This window comes from Thermoproteota archaeon, assembly GCA_003352285.1.
GTDB lineage: Archaea > Thermoproteota > Nitrososphaeria > Nitrososphaerales > Nitrosopumilaceae > PXYB01.
This window is the reverse complement of the sequence record QQVN01000002.1, coordinates 154839-177808: the sequence shown is the minus strand read 5'-3', so window position 1 is coordinate 177808 and position 22970 is coordinate 154839. Positions and strand designations below refer to the sequence as shown.

Here is a 22970-nt window from a genome sequence, read left to right as displayed (position 1 = left end):
CCCAAGTTGGTAATCCATAGGATTTGTCCAATAGATAGAATCTAGTATGCAGTTCTACGTGAACGCCTAACATCAATTATCTTTTGAATATTTTGATATATTGTCAAGTATGTTCGCCGTGATCATACATTTTAAAAAAATTCTTAATGTATAGAATATTTTTTGAACTGTTTAGGAGCGCAATGTGCCAGAAAAGATTTTTTCTGATTCTTGGTCAACTCGTGTCTGAAAATCAGCGGTTGTATCAGCTTCTTCATTACGGATAATTTCAGTAGGAGGGGTTCCACTGGCATCTTCCTCAAAAACAGATTTTAACTCATCTGGTATATCGTCAGAAATCTCTTCAGTTTTAGTTTCATTTTGAATAATTTCCTTTTTTACTTCGGGTTTTGACTCTTTAGGCTCACTTTTTGGTATTTCTACATCAGCTGCATCCTGAATTAGAGGTATAACGTCAATTAATACGAGTAATTTCTGATTTGTTTTTGCAATTCCTTTCACATAGTTATACGAATCAAATGCTCCTGGGGGTGGTGCTCCTATATCATTTGATGAAATTCTTAGAACTTGGTCTACGTCATCAACAAGCAGTCCATAAAGTGAATCATGTACATCAGCTACCAAAATTCTTTGTTTTGATGATGATGAGATTTCAGTTGTTCCAAAGCCGAGTTTGTCTTTTACATCAATAACTGGAATTATCAAACCGCGTAAATTCATTATTCCTCTAACATAGGATTTGGCTTTGGGAATCTTTGTGATTTCTTCTAAGGTACGAATTTCTTTTACTTGTTCAATTGGAATTGCATAATCTTCTTTTTTATTATTAGTGCTATTGATTAGAGAAAATGTTACTACCTGAATAGAATCCGTAGTGATTTGCTGGGTCAATTCTCATCGTCTCCTAATGTATCACTTGCAAGTTGATCAAATTCACTTTTTGTGTTTGTCTTGTCCTTTTTCTTTGAGAAGAGTTTTGTCATCAAACCATTTTTTGTCTCAATAATTTGCTCTTGTGGAGCAAGATTTTGTGATTTTTCTAACTCTTTTATTGGCAAGTCAGATGGGGATTCCTCAGAATTATCAGACAGCTTGAATTTACTTACTTTGTTTTCTAGCTCTTCTGCTAGTGTAGCTGTACTTTGACTAGAGTGTGATATCTCTGCAGTGGCAGTAGTTTGCTGATCAACTGCTGCAGAGGCCTGATCTGTAGCAGATGCATTCTCTTCAGCAACTGCAGCAACTTCTGCTACCTTATTTCCAATCTCTACAAGTGCCTTTAGTGACATGTCAACTACTTCCCTTCCTTCCTCAATTTCTTGAGCACTGGAATCAATTCCTTTAACAGTATGCTGAATTTCCTCTTGAATTTCTCGAATTAAGTTATCAATCTCTTCTGAGGATTTTGCAGATCCTTCTGCTAGTCTTCGTACTTCATCTGCAACTACTGCAAATCCACGTCCAGATTCACCTGCTCTGGCAGCTTCAATTGCTGCATTTAATGCAAGAAGGTTGGTTTTCTCTGCAATGTCACGAATTGTTTCTACGACAGAAGTAATTTTTGCACTCTTATCAGCCAGACTTTTTACTTTTTCAGAAGATTGATTTGTTAGTTCTATAATTCTTGACATCTTATCTGCTGCAGAAGAGCCGTCTGCTGAATTTGTATTTCTAACATTCTCTACAATTGCTTTAGCGCTTGCTAATTCAAGTGCTTGTGTTTGTGAACCACTTGCAATTTGTTGTACAGTAGCTGCAACTTCTTCAACACTGGAATTTAGCTCCTCAGTGGCAGCAGCAGATTCCCTAGAATCAGAAGCAACCTTGATTGCAGTTTCACGTACGTCTGTAACAAGATTTCTCAAGTTTTCAGACATTGAGTGTAAAGCATTTGTTAATTCACCAAGCTCATCCTTTGATTTTGATTGTGAGATCATTACTGTAAGATCTCCTTCGCTAATCTTTTTGACAGCATTAGCGGCTTCTATGATGGGGTTAGTCAGTTTTCTAGCAAACAAAAATGAGTATCCATTAACCCCTACTGCAATTGATGCAAGACTAATTTGTATAATTATTACACTTTGAATTGTCTGCTCAATTTGGATTTGAGTGATTGCACCATCATGGAGTTGTTGACCCAGGTTTATGAATTGAGAAATTGCAAAACCACTTGCCAATAGTGCAGCGGTAAGTAAAATACAGTTAATGAGGAATAATTTCTTTTTAACACTAAACTTGGTACTTCCTTTAGCCAACGTAATTTTAGATTTTTTTGCGTGCCAATAACCCTAGAGATGTTTGCATTGAACAAACATTTTGAAAAAAATTATTAATTTACTACTTTAAGCAATCTCTTGAATAATTAAAGAATGCCAGCCTGTTGAGTATCCTTCAAATCCAGGAGAGATGGCATGACCTATGCAGAATGTTTTACCATCAATTTTTTTAGTGATAAAATTTTTTTTCATCTTAAAGACTTCGTCTATTCCATCAAATTGTATTTGATCTTCAAGAATTTTATTTTGAGTATCAGCATAAACTTTTCCTTCCTTATTGACTATACACACACGTGTACGTGGTTTATCATCTTCATTGATTGTCGTATCATTGACAATTTTTTGAGCCAGCCCTGTCCAGTTAAAGACAGTTCCCAGAACTCCAATGAATGGTTGGTTGGTATCTCCATTTGAGTGAACTTTACAAGAGAATGTAATAATATTTTGATTGTTTATTGGAGGCGAGTTATGAACAGATTCAAAGCCAAATTCATCCCCATTTTTGGTCTTTAAAGCACTTTGATACCAAGGCCTTTCAGAAATATTTCGTCCCTTTAGATTAAACTGGGGATTTCCATTTGCGATAATGTTTCCATCTGCATCTGCTAGAATTAAGTCATGATAAATAGAATAATACTTTAAAATTGTATTTAGTCGTCCTGATACAAAATTTATTGCTTCAGGAGTCTTATCAGTTAGTGCATTAACTACACTTTTTTCTGTAGCCCACCACCTAACATCGGCTGTTCTCTCATAGAGGTTTCTATCAATTAGATCAATGTTTGTTAACGCGAGATTTGCGAGTCTATTGCCTCTTACACTAGCTGCCTGAGTTGTAAGAATTTCTTCAAGCTCTACAATATTTGTTTGACTGTTGTTATTCATTTTTTTTGTAATTCTTGCAGTTTCATTTGATAGCTCACCCATGTGTTCTGCTACAACTCCGAATCCTTTTCCTGCATCACCGGCACTGCTTGCTTCAATTGCTGCATTAAGTGCCAAAATGTGTGTCTCTTCATTTATGTCTTGAATTTTTTTAATAGCATTATCCATCTCGCTTGACATTGTGTTTACAAGCTTGGATATGCTTTCCAAAGTAACATTCTTAGAGTTTTCATATGCTGATTTTTGCACAATTTTTTAATTCTAAATTAAGTAATTTGCTTGTGTGCGTTTATGATGAACAGATTGATTTGATAAAATATGATTAAATTCTGATTAGTTATTTGATATATCCTGTACTATTACAGAATGCCAACCAGAGGCATACGTCTCATATCCATGAGATAAACCATGGCACACAAGTTGTTCTTTTCCCCTTTGGGATATTTTCACGAATCCCTGTTTTTTAGCGAATAAATCATTCATTTTAGGAATGCTAAATTTATCAAGGATTCGATTTTGGGTATCTGCTAGAATTGTGCCATTTTCATCAACTATACAAACACGGGTTTTTTCCTTTTCATCTTGGTTAATTGGGGTTTCATTTACTATTCGCTGAGCCAAACCATCCCAGTTGAATACGGCAGCCAACACACCTATTGCTGGCCTGTTTGGATCACCATTTTCATGAACCTTACAGGAAAATGTCATGGTGTGTGAGCCACTAGTTGATGATCTATGAACAGATTGGAATCCGTATTCACTACCATTTGAAGTCTTTAAAGCAGTTTGAAACCATTGTTTTGAGGCAAAGTTTTGATTTGAGATATCAAATTTGTCTGCTTGAGCATTTGTAATAACATTTCCTTCAAGATCAACTAGAACAAGATCATAGTATACAGTATAGGATTTTAGAATGGTACCCAGTCTATGTTGTGCTTCTTGAATGGATTCTTTGGTTTTACTCAGCAATGCTTTTCCAAAGATGTTATCTGTTGCCCACCATCTGATATCAGCTGTTCTCTCATAGAGGTTTCTATCAATTAGATCAATGTTTGTTAATGCAAGATCTGCTAATCTATTTCCTGTAATGTTTACTGATTGCTCTTCAATAATTTTTCCAAGCTCACTCATCTTTGAGATTGTTTCCTTTCGCATCTTTTCTACAGCCTCTTTTGTTTTAGTAGCTAAGACATCAATTGATTCAGCAACGACTTGAAATCCTTTTCCAGCATCCCCTGTTCTGCTTGCTTCAATTAATGCATTAATTGCTAAAAATTCTGTTTTTTTGTTTATGGTGTTTATTGTGTCAAGTGCCTTTTCAGTATCATGACTCATCAGCTTTGTAATCTCAATAACTCTATCAAGTGAGGTATTCTTTGTTTCAGAATTTGAGCTCTCATCAAGATTCTCATCCAGTGAGTCTATGGTAATTTTTTCCTCAGTGGCAGTTTTCTGTATAGAATCCACGTTTTTTATACAAAGAAATTACTATTCGTACATGTGGGTGTTCATATCATACGATCATATTACGAATTCTCTTACGGGACGACTGTCTCATCCACAAAGTCAAGAATGTGGGTCTCAAGAAAGTCAGCCAGCATAAAGTTCATCACAAATGATACTATGGCACCAAGTACTGCAAGTATTGCAATGTTGTAAAATACTGTCTTGTACAATCCTCCTTGTGCAACTTTGATGGCAACTGCACTTAGTACAGATGTCATGATAATCATCACAGGCATCATTGCTGCCATAAATTCTGGATCAATTGGGGTTAATTGGAATGTGCTGTTTGATACATCAACTGTATTGATGAGCTCAAAGAATATCTCAGTTAATTTGTTCATGAGTCCAAATACTGCAAGTGTCAAAATGTGAAGTACGATTACGACTGTCTCAAATGTTTTAGCAGTCTGGGCTCTCTTTGCACGAAGCTCATTCATCTTTAGTGTGATATCTGCAACAACGTTTCCTGTCTCATTCATGTCGCCACCTTTATCCATTGCAGTGGATATCACTTGGTTTCCATTGGCAATGATTTCGCTTCCCGCATCTCTAGATAACAACTCAAAGCCCAACTTTTGATCAATTCTGTTTTTGACTCTGTTCTTGAATCCGATTACGTGTTTTTGTAGTGGTCCAAAGTCACTTCGTAGTACAGCATCAAGTGCTTGACCCATTGAACCTACTGTAGCATAAATTTCTCCAAAGTGTCTGATAAATTCCGGATAGGCTTGGTTTAGCTCCTTTATCTGGGCCTCCATCTTCTTTGCCTTTAATCCGGGAATTATTAGTGGTGCAACTGCAACGCCTACTGCTAAAGTGTTAGGAAAATCAGGAATCATAAACAAGACAACACCAATTCCTGCACCAATTCCTGCCATCATGTATACACGTAACCGAAACTTTAGATCATCATCTGCTGTTGCATATGCAAGCTTGTCCCTTGGGAACATCATGTACATCAAAAATACAAAGACAGTCATGCTGATAGAGACTCCAATTAATGATGATAACAGAATGTCTTCGGCATCATTTGAGCCCATTAACATTGTCATGATAGAGTTTGCAGACACCATAAAGGCTGCAGTAGACATTAAAGTATAGAACATCTCCAAGAAGAGTTTCTGAGTCTCTAGCTTTCGTTCATAAATTATTTCAAAGTTCATAATGGCTGACTTTACTTCAGCATGAAAGAATGTCTTTAGATCATCACCTAGTCTTACTACCTGTGCAAGTTTGACTAGGATTTGCTTTAGTTGAATTTCATTATTTTGTGCAACTTTATTTGCAATCATCTCAAGTGATTTTGATAAGCCGTATGACCAGCCTACACCAAGTCGAAACGTATCCATGAATGCTTGAGAGAACTTTCCATAACCACTCTTTGATGCAGTCTTTATCATGTCTACGGACTCTACTTCACCAGTTGAGATAGAGTACAAAAACGCCATAAAATAGACAAATTTTTCATCAATTGCTTCTGCGCCACCACCCGTAGCTAGCTTGTTAAAAAGTGGAAATTTTGCTAGCTCCATTATAGAGTGTCAAGCTCCTTGTAGAATGCTTCAAGTCCAATCTCTCTACAGTGTGAAATAGAATCAAAGACGTCGTAATAGTTGAAGATCTTCTTTTCCATCATTCTTTCCAAAATTTTTGCTCGAAGTTCTAGCTCATCGTAAAGTTTTCCCTCATCTTTTCTTGACATTCCTCGTTTGTGCAAAACATGAGATATGAATAGTGCACTGCTTCCTTTTCCCTTGAATTTTACCTCATCTGTTCCAGGATCCCATGAGAATGAAGGAATGAACATGATGTTTCCACCATCGGGATTATACCCCAGGATTTCATTAATTGATAGAACACGTCTTACTCTTTTGCCACCTGGTCCCTGTACTGCACCTTGGAACAGTGCAATGTTTAGGTTCTCCATGTGAGTCTTTGGAATGTTAATTGGATCATTTGAAAGTCTTTGAATTAGTGCAACCATGTTTGCTGCGTGGAATGTACTGATTACAGGGTGACCTGTCTGCATGGCTTGAAACGCAATGTTGCCTTCTGCACCTCTAATTTCTCCGACGAGGATATAGTTAGGCCTCTGTCTCAAGGCAGCCTTTAACAAGTCAAACATTGTCACACTGGATGAGGGACTGCCAGTGTCACGGGTAGCTTCTGTAATCCAGTTAGAATGTGGTAGCGTAAGTTCGGGGGTATCTTCAATTGTTACTACTTTCCAGTTTGATGGGATAAATGCAGTAAGTGCCATCAGAGTTGTGGTTTTACCTGATGCAGTTTCTCCGTTGATAAAGACACTCATTCCTTCACTGAGCATCATCCACATGTATGCTGCCTCTCTAAAGTCAAGTGCCTTTGATGTAAGTACCTGGATGATTGATAGTGGTGTACTTGCAAACTTTCTGATTGTAGCGTTTGTTCCCTTTCTGCTGATGTCTTTTCCAAACACGATGTTAATTCTGGAGCCATCAGGCAACACAGAGTCTACTACAGGCTTTGCATGAGATACAGTCTTTCCAAATTGCTCTGACATGCTGATGATAAGCTCATCAATTTCTTCAACACCCAAGAATAGTGGTGACTTTAACGCTCCAAAGGACTTGTGAATGACGTAAACGTTTCCTGCACCGATAATTGAGATATCCTCAAGGTTTGGATCAGAAAGGAATGGATCCAAAAGACCAGTACCTGCACGTTTTTGTAGAAAATGATACTTTAGAGAGTTCCATTTACTCTTTTCAACTGGTAGTGTCTTTAGCTTGTAAACATCACCTACTTTTTCATAATCCACTGGCCCATCTTGGACAGATACTGCCTTGTCAAGATAGTTTTCAACCATGTTGAATCGCTCTGTAATCTCAACTGGGGGATCCAAGGAGCCTGACTGAACTGCAAACAGCTTGTCTGCCATTTCCATTAGTTTTCTTTCTGGTGGTGGAGGCTCTATGATGACATACTCAAGATATCCATCATCTGAAGTAGTATGTGGATTAATGTGAATAAATGCCTGCTCTGATATTGGATACATTAGGTTTGGTTCTTTTAGCTTTTTGTGTTCAGGCTTTAGTGTCTCAGTGAATAGTGGTAATGGGTTTCCCCTAGCAGAGTAGCTGTCGATATAATCCAAAAGATGTGGCGTCTTTTTTAGAACTTCAGAGAAATTTTTGTCCTTAACTTGAGAGAAATCAAATGCCATCTCCTAGTCCTCCATAATTTTGCAAGCACACCTCAAGCGTTTGCCATTGAGATTGGTACGATCTTTATTCCAAATGTCATATCAACCTCAAAGGCAAAACCGGATTCTGATGCGTCTTTTGAACCTATTAGCTTGATAACTTTAAGCGTCTTGACGTCCTTTCCTGCAACGTTTGTTGAACCTAGCTGCAAGTAACAGTCAACACTTCCCTTGACTCTTTGTGCAATATCAGCTGGAATATCATCTGGATGAGTTGTGATAATAACAGACATTCCATTTGCAACTAGATACTTGCATTGTGTGAAAAAGTCTAGTATCTGACTTGCATCTGCAAAGACAGTTAGTAAAGTTAGTGAATCAATGACAACACAGTTTGTTTCCTTAAAGCTGTTTCCAATGTATTTTCCTATAACGGGCAATAGAAATGCAGATTGCTCCTTTGTCCATTTTACACCATACATGTGAAGAGGAAGAATCGTTAGTCTGTTTTGTAAAAATGCATTTGAGAAATTAAATGTAATAGACTTCATGTTTTCAATGTATTCTTTGACAGTGTTTTCTGTGATGCACAGAACATTTTTTTTGGCATCCAGTATTCCTTTCATGAATTGTGCAGTCATTGCACTCTTTCCTGTTCCATGTCCACCTTCAAGTATCATCAAACATGGAAATGGTACTCCGCCTCCTATGGCTCTGTCTACTTCTTCGTTTCCACATGGAATAATCTGCGTCATGTATCGTCACATCCATTCTTTAAATTACAAATTATACAATCTAGATCCATTACTATCACAATAGGATTGAGTGGGAAAATCGATATAAGATACTGTTTGGCTTTTTTGAACGAATCTTTAGTGTTGTATCATTCTAAGCTTGTACGATTCGGACAGGCGATGTGATTTGATTTGTTAATTCAAGGTATAATGATATCAAATGGGCTTAGGAGTAGCAATCGGTGGTGCAATTGGTGCACTTACAATATTTGTCATGATACTTACATATCCAATGATTTCTGAAAACATCTATGAATCATCTGATTCTAAAAAACAGATGAATCAGATAGAGAACAAGATTTCAAGAACGTCATTAAACTTTAAAGACAATATTCATGTTCAGCCAGGTGTTTCATTTGTAAATTTTTCAATTAATAACAACGGACATGAAAAATTTTGGGATTTTGATGATTTTCATTTAGCTATTACATATGATGGAAACGTTGCAGGAACAAAGACTCGCCTTACTGAGATCTTCGATTACAACACTGCAGGCTTTTCTGGTACATCTGTTGAAAGTGTAGATAGAGGAGAGTTCAAGATTCAGAGAGGAACTGCAGTAATAGCCGCAGGTGCAATCAATGCTACACTAGTTGAGGGTGTTGATTTTGATATGTGTACTGGAGATTGCTTCGTAAAGCAGGTTACATCGAGGCATTCAGGTATTGGACCAACTAGTGGTGGAGGTTCACAAGATATGCTTGATTTTACTACGTTTATCAGCTATGATGGAGGTTTGAGAAATGCTGGTGATGACATAAACTTTACTCGTCACAGTACAGCAGCTGACAATACCAGAACATCTTGGGAGATTTGGGAGTATATTGGAACTGCAAGTGGAGTAAATGAGATGAAAGTATTGGATACTGGAATTTGCACATTTGGAACCGGCACTTATGATTATACCTGTGGCGGTGGAATTAGAATCGATAGAATTACCACAGCCAAGGGAACATGTACTCTTACAATCTGTACGTTTAGTCATACAGTAGGTTCAGGACCTAATAGGTTGCTAGTCGTTGGAGTTTCAACTCCTGGTGCTGGCGTATCCTCAGTAACATATGGTGGAACTGGAATGACAGAAATTAGATCAGATGACAATGGTGCATCAGCAAATACATCATTGTGGTATTTGGAAAATCCCACACCGGGTTCAGCTACTGTTCAGGTAAATACTGATTTGCTGACAACTGCTGTGATGGGTGCAATATCATTTTTTGATGTTGATACAACTTCCCCAGTGGATGTACACAATGGTGCCACAGGTACTTCCAATAATCCAAATGTTTCATTAACTACAACAAATGAGAGAACTTGGGTTTTGGATGTAGTATCTACACAGACGGGACCAATTTCAGCAAGCTCAGTCCAAGATGTAAGATGGAATGACAGTCAAGGAAGTCTTCGAGGAGGAGGGAGCACTCAGGAGACGATAGCAACAGGAGTAAAAACAATGAGTTGGACCAACGCTGGTGGCTCACAACCTTGGGCAATAAGCTCTGTTGCGATAAACCCTCATCCCGGAACACCTATCGCAGGAGTTACAGATGATGATGATGTTTCTGTATTTATCACAGGGCAAGCAAATCCAAATACAAGTAATAAAGACATTGAATCATGTTTAGTTACTTCAGAGTGGGATTCAGAAAATGATCGTCCCATATTTAGAAGAGGAGGAGTAGGAAATGATGATGGGCCAGATGCATGCGATGTTAGCTATGCTGTACTAGAATGGAGTGGAGCGTATTGGAATGTACAAAGAATTGATCATGAATACACTGATGCATCAGCAGATCAATCACAGGAAGTATCAATTTCTTCTGTAAATGATATTAGCCAGGCATTTTTCCATACCCAACAAAGAAACAGCGATTCTTCAAATGATTATAGAAAAGTATGTGCATCAGGTGCAGAAGTAGAGATAACTTCACCTACAGAATTAACTCATACCATTACATTTGATTCAGGAAATAGTGCATGGACAAATCCTGCAATGAATGCAGTAACATGGATTATTTCCAACTTACAGACAGATGCAGATGATAAAATGATTGTAAATCATTACTCACCAGTTCAGCATCCAAGTGGAGGAGATGAAGAAGACAATTGGGAGGTTGGAATAACTTCACTAAGAGATGGAATGTCAGAAGCTGCATTAACAGGTTTTTCAGTACAAACAGAAAATTGTGATGAAAATTATCCTAGATCATTCTTAGCTGCAAGGTTAAACAGTTCATCAACTGTAGAGTTTTGGCAATCAGACTCTAATAGACCAAATGAAATTAGTATTCAAGTGACAGAATTTCCACACGTAGAGTATACTAATGTTTTATCATGTAATGGAGATGATTCACTTGGAGTTAACCAATGGATGATTGGAAACGTTACTTCAGACTATTTGGATCCGAACATTTGGAATCCTGGTGAGTCAATTCATGTGTGTAGCAGAACACAGTATCCGATTTATCCGACTTCAACTATAACAGTTGTTCTAACAACAGATAACGGATATTCAGTTAATGGTACCAGAACAATTCCATAGATTAGTTTGTAGTAGACTTTGATGTAGAGACTCCATTGTCAGTAGAAATTATTACTGCAACAAGTCCAGCGTTTGCATTCTCAGAAACAGTACTTCGCAAATTCATTGATTCACCTTCATTGAGAATGCTTGGATCAAGCAAGTCATTTGTAAAAGAATTTACACACCAGTTTCCCGAAGAGGGATTTCCAGAGCAGGTTCCAGAGTAACTAAGCTGTTCAGTCTTTAGTCCAGATGTGGCTCCATTGTATGTTATGAATAGATCAAAATTTGCATAATCCCACAGTTTTTCATTTCCTGTATTTGATACTGTAAATGTAACGAGATTAGAGCCCAAAGAGGAGCTTAGAGAAGATATCGCAATATCTGTGTGGTAAATTTTAGTCTCAATCTCAGAGATATCAGTAGAAGCATCCTGAACTATCGAAGTTGTTCCCACTATTCCCGGAACAGTTAACAATACTGAGATTAATGCAACCATGATTATTCCTCCTGATAATGCATTACTTAGTCCCATGATATCACCACGGTACTAAGGAATTGAAAAGATATACTCATCAGAAACACCTTGTGGAGTAATTACACGCACCTCATATGTTGTGGATTTTGCCAAGCTGTCCTCATCTAGTTGAAGCTCCAAGGTGTCCATTTGTTGCCAAACTGCCGGACTTGGGATGCCACCGTTAATCTCCCAGGTTTCATCAACATCACCAACGGTGTATGCAAATCTTTGTACTGCATTTACTGGGCCAAAGTAGACATCAATTTTATCAAGGCTGGTGATAGGGTTTTTACCAATGTTTTTCACCCAGACTTCGGCATCATTATCTGTAGAGTTTGCAACATAGATTATCTTTATTTTTGTCAAGAGTTTGTCTTTTTGATCCTCAGATGTTTGGGTAATAGATGATTCAAAGACACCAATCTGCGATAGGACAACTCCAGCTACAGAGCCTGCAACAATAACTGATGCGATAATTAGAATTGCCTCACCAATTAGTCCTGATGCCATTTACTCATCCTCCTCGTCTCTTGATTCTAGTAATTTTTTGTAATGAGCATCAGCCTGTTTGTCATTGATTCCAACTATTTTGGCAAACTTGTATAGCTGAATTAGGGTATCCTCTACATTCATTCCAGATTTTTTGAGCATGTCAATTATATTGTAAATTGTATTTTCGTCTTCGTCTTTTAGTCCCATAAGCTTGCACTGCTCAATTAATAGATCAATACAGTCATCACCATTTTCTTTAAGCATCTCGCCTGCTAGCTCCACTATTGACATTAGATTGCTAACGCTAAGAGTGCCAGAAAATAGTGGCTTCATGACAGAGTCCATTGGATTATCAAGGTCTGTTCCTTTTTCGATACTCTCCATCTCAGTTGTCTTTGGTTTTGGTTGAGGTTGTGAGGAAGTTTGTGGTGCAGGTTCTGGTACTGGTGCAGATACAGGAGCGGGCTGTGGTGCAGATACAGGTGCCTGAGATGCAGGCTGTGGTATGGGGGCTTGGGATACTGTTTGCTCTGGTGCTCTGTTTTGTTGTCGTAACGGCAAGGATGGGTCGGATAAATTCTTGAGATCAATTGATTCAAAGTATTTTCTCATAAAGTTGAGCGGATTTGCAATTTCAGCCTGAAATGCCTTCATGTCAGTTAGTGTTCCCTCAAAGGATTCAGTCAAGCTATCAACGTTTTCTTTTGTAATCTTCATGTCTTCCTTAATTTTGTTCAAGTCTTTCTTGAAAGAAGAGAGATCCTTTTCGACTGGCTCAAATTTTTGGTCAATCATGTCTCGAATGGTATCTTCATTTAATCCAGAGATAGAGCCGCCTGAGGTAACGACATCTGCAGATACAGTACTTGAATTTGATTCTCCACCTCCTAACAAGGCATCAAGTTCAGCATTTGGTCCACCGACTGATGCAGGCTCTAGTGTAACTCCTTCAGAGTTTCCAGCCATCACGCCTGTAGAATCTTGCTGTACTCCTTGTTGAGTTGATTCACCGGAATCGTCTCCGCTAATAATTTCATTAAGCAAGTCCTCACCTGACTTGTTCTCAGTCTTTTTTGCCTTTGGTTTAGCGGTTTTCACTCCACGATTCATGAATTTTGGTAATCCAATCAGTACACCGGCTATTGCTGCAACGGGTGCAACAAAGTATGTCAGAGAATAATTTGGATTAAATAAAAATTCTGGAAACAGCTCATAGAGAATTAGAGTATAAGTTCCTGTTATACTTGTTACAAGAAAAATTCTAAAACTTTGCGTTAGGTTGTTTAGAAAAGAAAAAGAAAAAGAAATGCTTGGAGTGTGCATTTTATCACTCCTTATTTCTATCCGAGATCCACCACTGAAGTTGTAATTGATGGTACTTGTCGTTCTACGGTCAATGATGCACCAGTTGGCAAGATGATTTCTGCTCTCATTGTATCTAATGCAGATGGTCTATCGTCATCAGCAAATACAATTGCTAATACTGCATGTTCACCTTGATCTAAGATGTCATTATTGTTACTGTTTACAGTCCAATAGATGAATGCACATGTCTCATTTGGAAAGTTTGCACCACCTGCGTCAAATGGATCGTTAGTACAATAGTTTTGTCCACCACCTGCGGCAGTAGCATCATCAACTGCTTGACGTAATTGATACCATTCACCGTTGTCGTTTGGATCGCCATCACCGTCTGCTGCTGCAGTTAAGGTACCTTGGTAAATATCATCATATGTGATGGAATTACTAAGATACTTTACAGATGCAGTTCCTGGTGCCAGATTTACTGATTCACCACCTGAAGCAATTTTTAGAGGTACTGCAGTAACGTTTAGTTTTGCATCAGTAATATGTCCTGATCCAATTACTTTACCTGCAACTTCTAAGCTGCTAGATGCTTCACCAAGACTGGATATGATTGTGGTTTTGGCTTTTTGTGTTGTGGAGAAACCCATGTTGAGAACTACAAAGGCCAAAGCTGCTGCTACAATTACAAATGCAATCATAACTATTGCAGACTCTACACCAATGACTCCTCTGTGGGTGTGTCCGTGTCCTTTTCTAATAAGGTTCATTGAAATGTATTGATGGTATCAGGGTATATCCTAGAGTGTGTTCGAGATGATCGGACATGAAAAATTTGGAAGTTCTGAACCTATAGTTCTTTAATTCTTTTTAGAATTTCAATTCCATTATTTTGAAGAATTTTTTCTGGATAGCAACTCAACATGTATCCATTATCAATTTTATAAAATTGATAATCAATACAGTCCCAATCGCTCATAAATTGGGAATTATCAAATTCCCAATCAAATCCATTTTTGATGTCACTATCAGGGAAACCAGGTCCTCTTTGAAGAGATATTGTGTTTGTTTCATAATCAGTAGTAATCAGGGAGCTTAGTGCATTTGGATATAGATAAATTACATTTGGATGACTAGTTATTGCATTAAATTCATTTTCGGTTACATACTCATTATGGAGTAGGATCACTTTTTCATATTGATTTAGAATGTCTGGAGTTTTATCAAGATCAATATCATTAATTATATTATAGCCTAAAAATTCCAATACAGAAAACGCGGTACCGCTTGATGCGTATCGCTTCTCAAAGAATGGTTGAATTTCTACACTAGTGCATTCAGTACATCTATCTTGGTAAAAATCATGAATGCCACCCCATTCATAGGCACTTTGAGTAAAAATTGGATAGATTACGACTATATTTTCATTAGCCTTGAGTTCCTCATAATTTTTATGATAATTGGTCTCAAACATTATATCTTTGTCTTGATGATTTGCAGAGTATGATAACATTTTATTTTCAGAATTAATACTAATGAAGATAATTCCAAGAAACATAGTGATAGTAATACTGAGAATAATGGCATTCAGATGTGAATTCATAATTAGCTTTAGTGATTAACAATAAAAACAAAGTTGTGTTCAGTTTGAAATTTTGAAAAAGTAAGAAAAAGGAGTGTTGCTCCTAACCAAGGTCGACAACATCATGTGTGACGTTTGGTACTAATCTCTCAATTGTCAATGGAGCACCTGTTGGGACAATAATCTCTGCTCTTATTGTATCAAGTGGTCCTGGTCTCTCATTAGCACCATGGACTATTGCCATAATAGCATGTTCACCTTGATCGATGATGAAATTATTATTTCTGTTTACAGCCCAATATAGTATTGAAGTTGTTTGTCCTGGATTCGCAGTGTCATTTACAGGGTTACTTCGCAGAAAACTTTGAGTTACAGCAGTTTGCATTGCATTTGTGAGATTAACATAACTTCCTGTTTGTAATGTTCCATTGTAGATATTATCATATTCAATGGAATTACTAAGATATTTTACAGCTGTTAATTGTAGATTCATGTTTACAGAATCACCACCTGAAGCAATTTTTAGAGGTACTGCAGTTACATTCATCAATGAAGCTGTTACATCTCCAGAACCAGTAACTTTACCTGCAATTTCTAAGCTGCTAGATGCTTCTTCAAGACTTGCAATAATTGCAGTCTTTGCTCTTTGAGTAGTTGAGAAACCCATGTTGAGAACTACAAAGGCCAAAGCTGCTGCTACAATTACAAATGCAATCATAACTATTGCAGACTCTACACCAATGACTCCTCTGTGGGTGTGTCCGTGTCCTTTTCTAACAAGTTTCATTGAAATATAATTATCTAGTATGAGTATATCCTATTGTATGTGCTACTTGAACAGACATTTTTGAAAAAATGTATAGTATGAATGGTATGAAAAAACCATAGTATTATCTAGCTAATTAAAAATAAAATAAAAAAGGTAATTGAATTACCTATCCAAGATCAGTTACTAGGTGTGTCAATGTTGGAATATCTCTTTCAACAGTTAGTGATGCACCAGTTGCAAGAATAACTTCTACTCTCATTTTATCAAGTGCAGTTGGTCTTTCTTCTGGGGTAGCATTACTGTCAAATCCAATTGCCAAAATTGCGTGTTCTCCTTCATCTAGGATTGCATTTTGAGTTCCTCTAGATACACTCCAATATGTGAATGCATAAGTTCCAGATGTCAATGCTTGATCAACTGGGTTATCTGCAGTACCAAGTTCTGAAAATGCTGTTATTCCAGCATCAAATCCACCTTCTAGACTAGAAGCAGTGGCAGTAGTGACTGCACCAATGTAAATATCATCATACTCAATTGAGTTACTAAGATATTTTACTTGAGTATAAGACTCCTCAAGGTTTACTGCATCACCACCAGAAGCGATTCTAAGTGGAATTCCTGTTGCATTAAGATAAGGTGTTGAACATCCTTTTGCGGCGGTTGTACAAGCTATTCCCATTACTTTACCTGCAACTTCTAAGCTGCTAGATGCTTCACTCAAACCAGAGATAATTGTGGTTTTTGCTTTTTGTGTTGTAGAGAAACCCATGTTGAGAACTACAAAGGCCAAAGCTGCTGCTACAATTACAAATGCAATCATAACTATTGCAGACTCTACACCAATGACTCCTCTGTGGGTGTGTCCGTGTCCTTTTCTAATAAGGTTCATTGAAATGTATTGATGGTATCAGGGTATATCCTAGAGTGTGTTCGAGATGATCGGACATTGACATTCCACACCCTTACAACAAATATTATGAAAATATTTAGAATTTGGAATAAATAAAAAAGATAGTATTTTGTGATTATTTACATAATCACGGTTTTCTATCCTAGATCTACAACAGTGTTAGTAATGTTAGGAACGTCTCTTTCAATTGTTAGAGGTGATCCGGTTGGTAAGAGAATTTCTGCTCTAATTCTATCTAATGCCGCTGGTCTTTCCTCTGGGGATTGATCAAATGCAATTGATAGTACAGCATGTTCTCCCTCATCTAAGATTTGGTTACCTGCTCCAACAGTCCAATAGAAAATTGCTTTGGTACCACCTGTCCAAGTTCCATTTACTGGATTTGCTGGTACATCAACTACATTGAAATGTCTGTTTGCAAGTTCCCATCCTTCGGTAACATTGATTGCATTAGTTGATGTGCTTGCCGTACCTACTAGTATGTTATCATATTCAACAGTGTTACTAAGATACTTAACACTAGCAGTTGTGTTTTGCAAGTTTACTGCGTTACCACCACTAGCGATTTTTAGTGGAATAGAAACTACATCTAATCTTGCATCACCAACATTACCAATTCCAGTTACTTTACCTGAAATTTCTAAGCTGCTTGAAGCTTCACCTAGACCTGAGATGATAGATGTTTTTGCTTTTTGTGTTGTAGCGAAACCCATGTTGAGAACTACAAAGGCCAAAGCTGCTGCTACAATTACAAATGCAATCATAACTATTGCAGACTCTACACCAATGACTCCTCTGTGGGTGTGTCCGTGTCCTTTTCTAATAAGGTTCATTGAAATGTATTGATGGTATCAGGGTATATCCTAGAGTGTGTTCGAGATGATCGGACATTGACAAAGTTTTCTGGTTGTACAAAAAATAATTGATTAGAAAAAGGAAAAAAATCACAAAGTCAGATGTTCGTTTAGTCCATACAGACAAGAGCTCAAATTATTTTACACAATTGAATCTATATGGAAATTTTACGATTAAACAAAATGATCCTACATAAATACAGCAAATTTGTCATAGGTGAATACACACAATGAATGTTAACGAAGAATTGGTAAATTCATTATCAAATTTTGGATTAGAAGAACCAGATGCAGTGATGTATCTAGGACTGCTTCAAATGGGTTCTGTTACAGTAGGAAGCATGTCGTCAAAATTAGAAATAGACAGAGGCAAAGCTTATCGTGCACTTAATAGACTACGAAACTTGGGATTAGTATCCACTACATTTTCTAATCCTACAATATGCCAAGCCGTAAATCCAGAAGATGCATTAAGTATCATGATCCAAAAAAGAGAAGATGAAATCACAACGATGCAAAAACTTGCAAAAAAGATTGCAAGTGATTTGAAGCATGTATCAAAGGAAAATTCAACTAATGAGGTATCATCATTTTCCATTATACAAGGAAGATCAAATATCTATGCAAGAATTGGAAAATTAATTCAAGTTTCCACAAATTCACTGTTTATTGTAACAACTGTCGAAGATGTTTTACGAATGTATCATACATCAATTCCTGAAAAAATTGCCTTGTGTAAAAATAAAGGAATTGAGGTAAAATTGCTAACAGATACTAAAAGTGATAATTTATTACCATTAATTGACAGATTAAATGCTTCTGAAACAAGAGTTGGAAAACTTCCATCAAAAAGTAGAATAATTGTTGAAAAAGACACTCAACTAATCATGTCAGGTTCAATTAAAGAATCAATGGATTTGAATGATGAGAGTGATTCCATACTGTATACAAATTCATCAGAGATGGTAAGTAACATGCATAGTTTATGTAATCATCTCTGGAAAAAATCAAAGCCTTTGGAATTACTAATGAAAAAATAAATTAAATTTTTAGTATATTTTTGAATTGATAATTACTTTGTAATTCTGCAAAGTCTGATTCTTTCATGATAATTTCTTTATAGATAGGATCTATAGTAATGATCTTTTTGAGTAGAGTAATCGAGTCGACAATATTTCCAAGCTTTACCAATAGTTTAGATTTTTCATACATTGCAGACATGTTTGTTGATTCTACGTTTAGAATTTTATCAAAGCACTCTATGGATTTTTCATACTTGCATAATGAAGATAATGCCCTAGCTTTGGATGATAAAATTTCAATACTTTTTGGATTTGTTAGTAAAGCCTTATCAAAGTAAGTTATAGATTCTGATGTTTTGCCAGTTCTCATGCAAATTTGTCCCTTGGTAAATAATGCCTTTGAATGATTAGGATTAGAAATTAGTATTTTTTCTAAGAATGCATTTGCAGAGTCATATTTCCCTAGTATCGATAGCGTCTTTCCCATGAAAAGTAATCCTTCTTGATTAAATGGTTCAATTTTGAGCACGTTTTGGAATATTTCTATGGATTCTTCATACTGACCAGTCTCTAAAATTGTAATTCCTTTTTGAAGAAGTGCAGGCGTAAACAATGGATTTTGTTTTAAAATTTGTTCAAAACAGAATAGCCCTTCATGATACTTTTCTAATTTTGTAAGACATATTCCCTTTTGAAGTAGTGATTTTTCATCCTGGGGAATTTTATCAAGAATTTTATCAAAGCAGGAAAGCGCCTCTATATTTTTCCCTAGATTCTTTAATGAACATCCCTTGTGGAATAATGCATCAGAATGATTTGAAATTATTTCTAATACTTTATCAAATAGGGATACTGCTTGAGATAATTTTGATATTTGTTCTAGGCATAATCCTTTTTGGTATAATGCATTGATACTTTGAGGCTTTATAGATAGTACTTTGTCTGCATATGAGATAGACTCTGAAATAAGACCAAGATTCATCAAGGCTAATGATTTTTTGCTTAAAGTTTCAATGTCATTTGGTTTAATCTCCAATATTTTATCAAAACATGATATTGAATCTTCAAACTTTTTTTGTTTTAGTAAGATTACTCCTTTATGGAATAATGCAGGTGTATATTTTTTATCAATAAATAAAACTTTATCAAAATAGATTATTGCATTATTATGATTAGCCAATTTTTCAAAAATTAAACCCTTATGATATAATGCACCAACATTGTCAGAATTTATTAAAATAATGCTATCAAAAGTGTTTAATGCATTTTGGTAATCTGAAAGTAAATAATATGAATTTCCTTTTTGGTATAGAGCTTCAATATGATTTGGTTTAATTTTTAGTGCCTTATCAAATATAGATATAGCATCTGCATGAGTACCTAGCTTTGATAGCAGTTTTCCTTTTTGCAGTAATGCATCAAAATAATTTGGATTAATTTCTAGTATTGAGTTATAACACTGAATTGCATCCTTGTATCTTTCAGTCAGTAACATGATTTTTCCTTTTTGCAGTAATGCATCAAAATAATTTGGGTTAATTTCTAATACATTCTCATAAAATACAAGTGCCTCATTCAATTTTCCCAAAGATGATAATGAATTTCCTTTTTGGTATAGAGCTTCAATATGATTTGGTTTAATTTTTAGTGCCTTATCAAATATAGATATAGCATCTGCATGAGTACCTAGCTTTGATAGCAGTTTTCCTTTTTGCAGTAATGCATCAAAATAATTTGGATTGATTTCCAGTGCTTTGTTTAAGGAAGATATTGCATCAGAATTTTGATTTAATCCAGAATAACATAATCCAACATTATACAATAGGAGAGAATTACTTGGTATAATTTCCAAGGCACGCATAAATGAAGAATATGCCTGCTGGAAATTCTCCATAGATAATAGAAGCATTCCCTTCTGAAGTAGTGCATCAGAATGATTAGGATTAATTTCCAGTGCTTTGTTTAAGGAAGATATTGCATCAGAATGATTATTTGTGAATGCAAAAGATAATCCTCTTTTATAGAAAACCTCAGCACTTTTACAGTTATTGAGAATTGCTTTATCAAAGTATTCTATGGCTTCATTGTGTTTTTCAAGTGATGCAAGAACTATGCCTTTTTGAAATAAAATTTCAGGATTTTTTGCATCAATTTTTAATGCATAATCAAGACATAACAAAGATTCTTGTTTATTTGACTCAGCAAATAACTTGGCTTTGTTGAATAGTGCATCAATGTTTTTAGGATTAATTTTTAATGTTTTATCCAAAAACTCGAGGGCAGGGTTTTGTTTGTTTAATTTTGAATATGATAATGCTTTGTATAATAAAGTATTTTCATGATCAGGGTTATTTTGTAAAACTAGATCAAAATAATGTATTGCATCATTATATTTTTTGGTCTTAAAGTTAACAAATCCCTGTTCGTATAATGCATCAAAATGGTTTGGAATAATTTCTAATGCTTTATCTAAAAATTGTTTGGCATTATTATTTTGGTCGAGTTTTGAAAGTACCTTACCTTTTGCTAGTAGTGCATCAAAATAATTTGGAAGTATGTTTAGAGCTTTGTTATAGAATTCAAGTGCATCAGTTGATCTTTCTAATTCTGTAAGTGATTTAGCTTTTCTATAGAAAACCTCAGCACTTTTACAGTTATTGAGAATTGCTTTATCAAAGTATTCTATGGCTTCATTGTGTTTTTCAAGTGATGCAAGAACTATGCCTTTGTATAACAAAGAATCAAAATTTGTTGGGTTAATGGCTAATGACTTGTCAATATAGAATAGTGATTTTTCTAAATCTTGTATATGCAAAAAGATTTTTGCAGTGTCAAGAATAATCTTGAAATTCTTGGGGTTCTGTGCTAATGCCTTTTCAAAGAATTCAAGGGATTCAGTGTAATTATGAAGATTACTTAATGATTGAGCTTTGATCAAAAGGCTCTCATAATGATTTGATTTAATCTTGAGTGCCTTATCAGCAAAATTTACAGAATCTTGATATTTTCCTAATTTTTGTAGTGATTTTGCTTTACACCACAATGTATCAAAATGATTTGGTATTTGCTCCAGAATTTGATCATAATTTACAATTGATTCTTCATATTTTTCGAGAAATGAAAGAGTTTTTCCCTTTCCAAATAATGCTTCTATCTGAATTGGATTTTTTTGTAATACATGTTCGTATGCTTTTAGTGAACTTTCATAATCTCCTAAATTGAAGCATAAATCACCTTTGGCAAGATAAGCATCTGTTAGGGAAAATTCAAGTTCTATTGCAGTGTTAAATTGAATCAGGGCTTCTGAAAGATTGCCTACCTTTGATAGACATTTTCCTTTATAGTAAAAAGATAATGCATGTTCTGGATTAAATTTTAATGATTTTTCCATGAAAGATAAAGCAAGTTGAATTTTTCCAAGATTATACAAACACAGACCTTTGTTGAATAAAGAACCAAAATGGTTAGAATCTATAGCAAGTGTTTTGTCAAATTGAGTTATTGAATCATTGAATTTCTCTAGCTTTCTAAGTACGACACCTTTGTTAAAAATTGCATCAAAATAATTTGGTTCAAGTTCTAACACTTTTTCAAAGCAGACAAGTGCGTTCTGGTTTTTACCTAATTCCAATAAACATAAGCCTTTTTGGAATATTGTTTGAAAGTTGGATGGTTGAAGGCTAAGACCTTGATCAAAAAATGAAAGAGCCTCGGTGAATTTTCCAAGCTCCTTTAGTGCCATACCTTTGTTAAATAATAAATCAAAATTATTAGGATCAATTTTGAGTGTTTGATCATAACAAGAGATAGCTTCTTCGTGTTTTGAAACTGTAGTAAGTGAGTTGCCTTTACAATAAATTGCCTCAAAGTATTTTGGATTAATAGCTAATACCTTATCATAGCAAGAGATGGCTTTATCATGTTTTCCTAGTTTAGCAAGAGTAAGGCCTTCATTGAATAATGGTTCTAAGAATTTTGAATCAAATTTTTGTGCAGATTGGTAAAATGAAAGTGCTTTATCATGGGAACCTGAATAATAATGATAATTTCCAAGTAATGTCTCTAATTTTTTATTTGAAATTGTTTTATTTCTTAATTTTGGGTTTTTGCCAAGTAGGTTTTCTCGAATTTTTATCATGCTATCAATTTTTATTTTTTTGTCTGTTGCTAATGTAAAAGAATCATCTGGAATTAATTCTAGAGAAATTTCCTGTTCTTCTAACAATCGTTCAAGAACTCCATTCATTAATTGAAGCTGATTTTCAATTACCCCTGTGTCTGAAACCATTACATCCAGTTTAATTCATAAGAAAATTTCTAATATCGTAGTATCTGTTCAGAAAATCC

18 protein-coding genes are annotated in these 22970 nt (G+C 35.6%); 2 read left to right on the top strand and 16 right to left on the bottom strand.

Going from position 1 to position 22970, the window contains the following annotated elements; translation table 11 throughout:
- Positions 1–171: 171 nt before the first annotated feature.
- The 7 genes from DWQ18_01025 to DWQ18_00995 form a co-directional block, all read right to left on the bottom strand.
- Positions 172–891 (bottom strand): hypothetical protein, encoded by a 720-nt coding sequence (locus tag DWQ18_01025; GenBank protein RDJ34553.1) that lies wholly within the window; start codon positions 889–891, stop codon positions 172–174.
- Positions 888–2255, bottom strand: coding sequence for a methyl-accepting chemotaxis protein (locus DWQ18_01020; GenBank protein ID RDJ34552.1), 1368 nt, complete (start codon positions 2253–2255; stop codon positions 888–890). Before DWQ18_01020 ends, DWQ18_01025 begins: the two co-directional genes overlap by 4 nt.
- An 87-nt stretch (positions 2256–2342) precedes the next feature.
- Positions 2343–3410 carry a chemotaxis protein gene (locus DWQ18_01015; GenBank protein RDJ34551.1) on the bottom strand — a complete coding sequence of 356 codons (1068 nt, stop codon included), beginning with the start codon at positions 3408–3410 and terminating at the stop codon, positions 2343–2345.
- A gap of 84 nt (positions 3411–3494) precedes the next feature.
- Complete coding sequence (locus DWQ18_01010) at positions 3495–4628, bottom strand: chemotaxis protein (GenBank protein ID RDJ34550.1); 1134 nt, start codon at positions 4626–4628, stop codon at positions 3495–3497.
- Positions 4629–4699: 71 nt separating this feature from the next.
- Positions 4700–6115 carry a flagellar assembly protein FlaJ gene (locus tag DWQ18_01005; GenBank protein RDJ34672.1) on the bottom strand — a complete coding sequence of 472 codons (1416 nt, stop codon included), beginning with the start codon at positions 6113–6115 and terminating at the stop codon, positions 4700–4702.
- Between the two features lie 83 nt (positions 6116–6198).
- On the bottom strand, positions 6199–7872 hold the full coding sequence (locus DWQ18_01000) for a flagellar protein FlaI (GenBank protein RDJ34549.1): 1674 nt from the start codon (positions 7870–7872) through the stop codon (positions 6199–6201).
- A 32-nt stretch (positions 7873–7904) separates the two neighbouring features.
- The gene (locus tag DWQ18_00995) at positions 7905–8606 is read right to left on the bottom strand and encodes a flagellar accessory protein FlaH (protein ID RDJ34548.1); all 702 of its coding nucleotides are present in this window, start codon (positions 8604–8606) and stop codon (positions 7905–7907) included.
- A 199-nt stretch (positions 8607–8805) separates the two neighbouring features.
- Here DWQ18_00995 and DWQ18_00990 point away from each other — a divergent pair, with 199 nt between their 5' ends.
- On the top strand, positions 8806–11187 hold the full coding sequence (locus DWQ18_00990; GenBank protein RDJ34547.1) for a hypothetical protein: 2382 nt from the start codon (positions 8806–8808) through the stop codon (positions 11185–11187).
- Position 11188: 1 nt separating this feature from the next.
- On the opposite strand, the gene DWQ18_00985 is transcribed toward DWQ18_00990, so the two are convergent.
- The 8 genes from DWQ18_00985 to DWQ18_00950 all read right to left on the bottom strand — a co-directional run bounded on the left by DWQ18_00985 (position 11189) and on the right by DWQ18_00950 (position 17580).
- On the bottom strand, positions 11189–11704 hold the full coding sequence (locus DWQ18_00985) for a hypothetical protein (GenBank protein ID RDJ34546.1): 516 nt from the start codon (positions 11702–11704) through the stop codon (positions 11189–11191).
- 15 nt (positions 11705–11719) lie between these two features.
- Positions 11720–12199: a flagellin gene (locus DWQ18_00980; GenBank protein RDJ34545.1), complete on the bottom strand. Its 480-nt coding sequence runs from the start codon at positions 12197–12199 to the stop codon at positions 11720–11722.
- Positions 12200–13504 carry a hypothetical protein gene (locus DWQ18_00975; protein RDJ34544.1) on the bottom strand — a complete coding sequence of 435 codons (1305 nt, stop codon included), beginning with the start codon at positions 13502–13504 and terminating at the stop codon, positions 12200–12202. It lies immediately after the preceding gene.
- Positions 13505–13521: 17 nt separating this feature from the next.
- Entirely contained in the window at positions 13522–14256 is a 735-nt protein-coding gene (locus DWQ18_00970) for a flagellin (protein ID RDJ34543.1), read from the bottom strand.
- Positions 14257–14336: 80 nt separating this feature from the next.
- Positions 14337–15044, bottom strand: coding sequence for a hypothetical protein (locus DWQ18_00965; GenBank protein RDJ34542.1), 708 nt, complete (start codon positions 15042–15044; stop codon positions 14337–14339).
- 127 nt (positions 15045–15171) lie between these two features.
- Positions 15172–15855 carry a flagellin gene (locus tag DWQ18_00960; protein RDJ34541.1) on the bottom strand — a complete coding sequence of 228 codons (684 nt, stop codon included), beginning with the start codon at positions 15853–15855 and terminating at the stop codon, positions 15172–15174.
- 148 nt (positions 15856–16003) lie between these two features.
- A complete protein-coding gene (locus tag DWQ18_00955) occupies positions 16004–16726 on the bottom strand; it encodes a flagellin (GenBank protein ID RDJ34540.1) in 723 nt (240 codons plus the stop codon).
- Positions 16727–16884: 158 nt separating this feature from the next.
- A complete protein-coding gene (locus tag DWQ18_00950) occupies positions 16885–17580 on the bottom strand; it encodes a flagellin (protein ID RDJ34539.1) in 696 nt (231 codons plus the stop codon).
- Between the two features lie 251 nt (positions 17581–17831).
- On the opposite strand from DWQ18_00950, the gene DWQ18_00945 reads away from it, so the two are divergent.
- On the top strand, positions 17832–18641 hold the full coding sequence (locus DWQ18_00945) for a TrmB family transcriptional regulator (GenBank protein ID RDJ34538.1): 810 nt from the start codon (positions 17832–17834) through the stop codon (positions 18639–18641).
- A 1-nt stretch (position 18642) separates the two neighbouring features.
- Here the strand turns inward: DWQ18_00945 and DWQ18_00940 are convergent, their stop codons facing one another.
- On the bottom strand, positions 18643–22911 hold the full coding sequence (locus DWQ18_00940) for a tetratricopeptide repeat protein (GenBank protein RDJ34537.1): 4269 nt from the start codon (positions 22909–22911) through the stop codon (positions 18643–18645).
- Positions 22912–22970 lie beyond the last annotated feature (59 nt).

What these genes read in the sequence shown, in the direction of transcription:
- DWQ18_01005 (RDJ34672.1), bottom strand. Translation starts at nt 6,115, where the DNA reads ATGGCGTTTTTGTACTCTATCTCAACTGGTGAAGTAGAGTCCGTAGAC.
- DWQ18_01000 (RDJ34549.1), bottom strand. Translation starts at nt 7,872, where the DNA reads ATGGCATTTGATTTCTCTCAAGTTAAGGACAAAAATTTCTCTGAAGTT.
- DWQ18_00995 (RDJ34548.1), bottom strand. Translation starts at nt 8,606, where the DNA reads ATGACGCAGATTATTCCATGTGGAAACGAAGAAGTAGACAGAGCCATA.
- DWQ18_00990 (RDJ34547.1), top strand. Translation starts at nt 8,806, where the DNA reads ATGGGCTTAGGAGTAGCAATCGGTGGTGCAATTGGTGCACTTACAATA.
- DWQ18_00985 (RDJ34546.1), bottom strand. Translation starts at nt 11,704, where the DNA reads ATGGGACTAAGTAATGCATTATCAGGAGGAATAATCATGGTTGCATTA.
- DWQ18_00980 (RDJ34545.1), bottom strand. Translation starts at nt 12,199, where the DNA reads ATGGCATCAGGACTAATTGGTGAGGCAATTCTAATTATCGCATCAGTT.
- DWQ18_00975 (RDJ34544.1), bottom strand. Translation starts at nt 13,504, where the DNA reads ATGCACACTCCAAGCATTTCTTTTTCTTTTTCTTTTCTAAACAACCTA.
- DWQ18_00970 (RDJ34543.1), bottom strand. Translation starts at nt 14,256, where the DNA reads ATGAACCTTATTAGAAAAGGACACGGACACACCCACAGAGGAGTCATT.
- DWQ18_00965 (RDJ34542.1), bottom strand. Translation starts at nt 15,044, where the DNA reads ATGTTTCTTGGAATTATCTTCATTAGTATTAATTCTGAAAATAAAATG.
- DWQ18_00960 (RDJ34541.1), bottom strand. Translation starts at nt 15,855, where the DNA reads ATGAAACTTGTTAGAAAAGGACACGGACACACCCACAGAGGAGTCATT.
- DWQ18_00955 (RDJ34540.1), bottom strand. Translation starts at nt 16,726, where the DNA reads ATGAACCTTATTAGAAAAGGACACGGACACACCCACAGAGGAGTCATT.
- DWQ18_00950 (RDJ34539.1), bottom strand. Translation starts at nt 17,580, where the DNA reads ATGAACCTTATTAGAAAAGGACACGGACACACCCACAGAGGAGTCATT.
- DWQ18_00945 (RDJ34538.1), top strand. Translation starts at nt 17,832, where the DNA reads ATGAATGTTAACGAAGAATTGGTAAATTCATTATCAAATTTTGGATTA.
- DWQ18_00940 (RDJ34537.1), bottom strand. Translation starts at nt 22,911, where the DNA reads ATGGTTTCAGACACAGGGGTAATTGAAAATCAGCTTCAATTAATGAAT.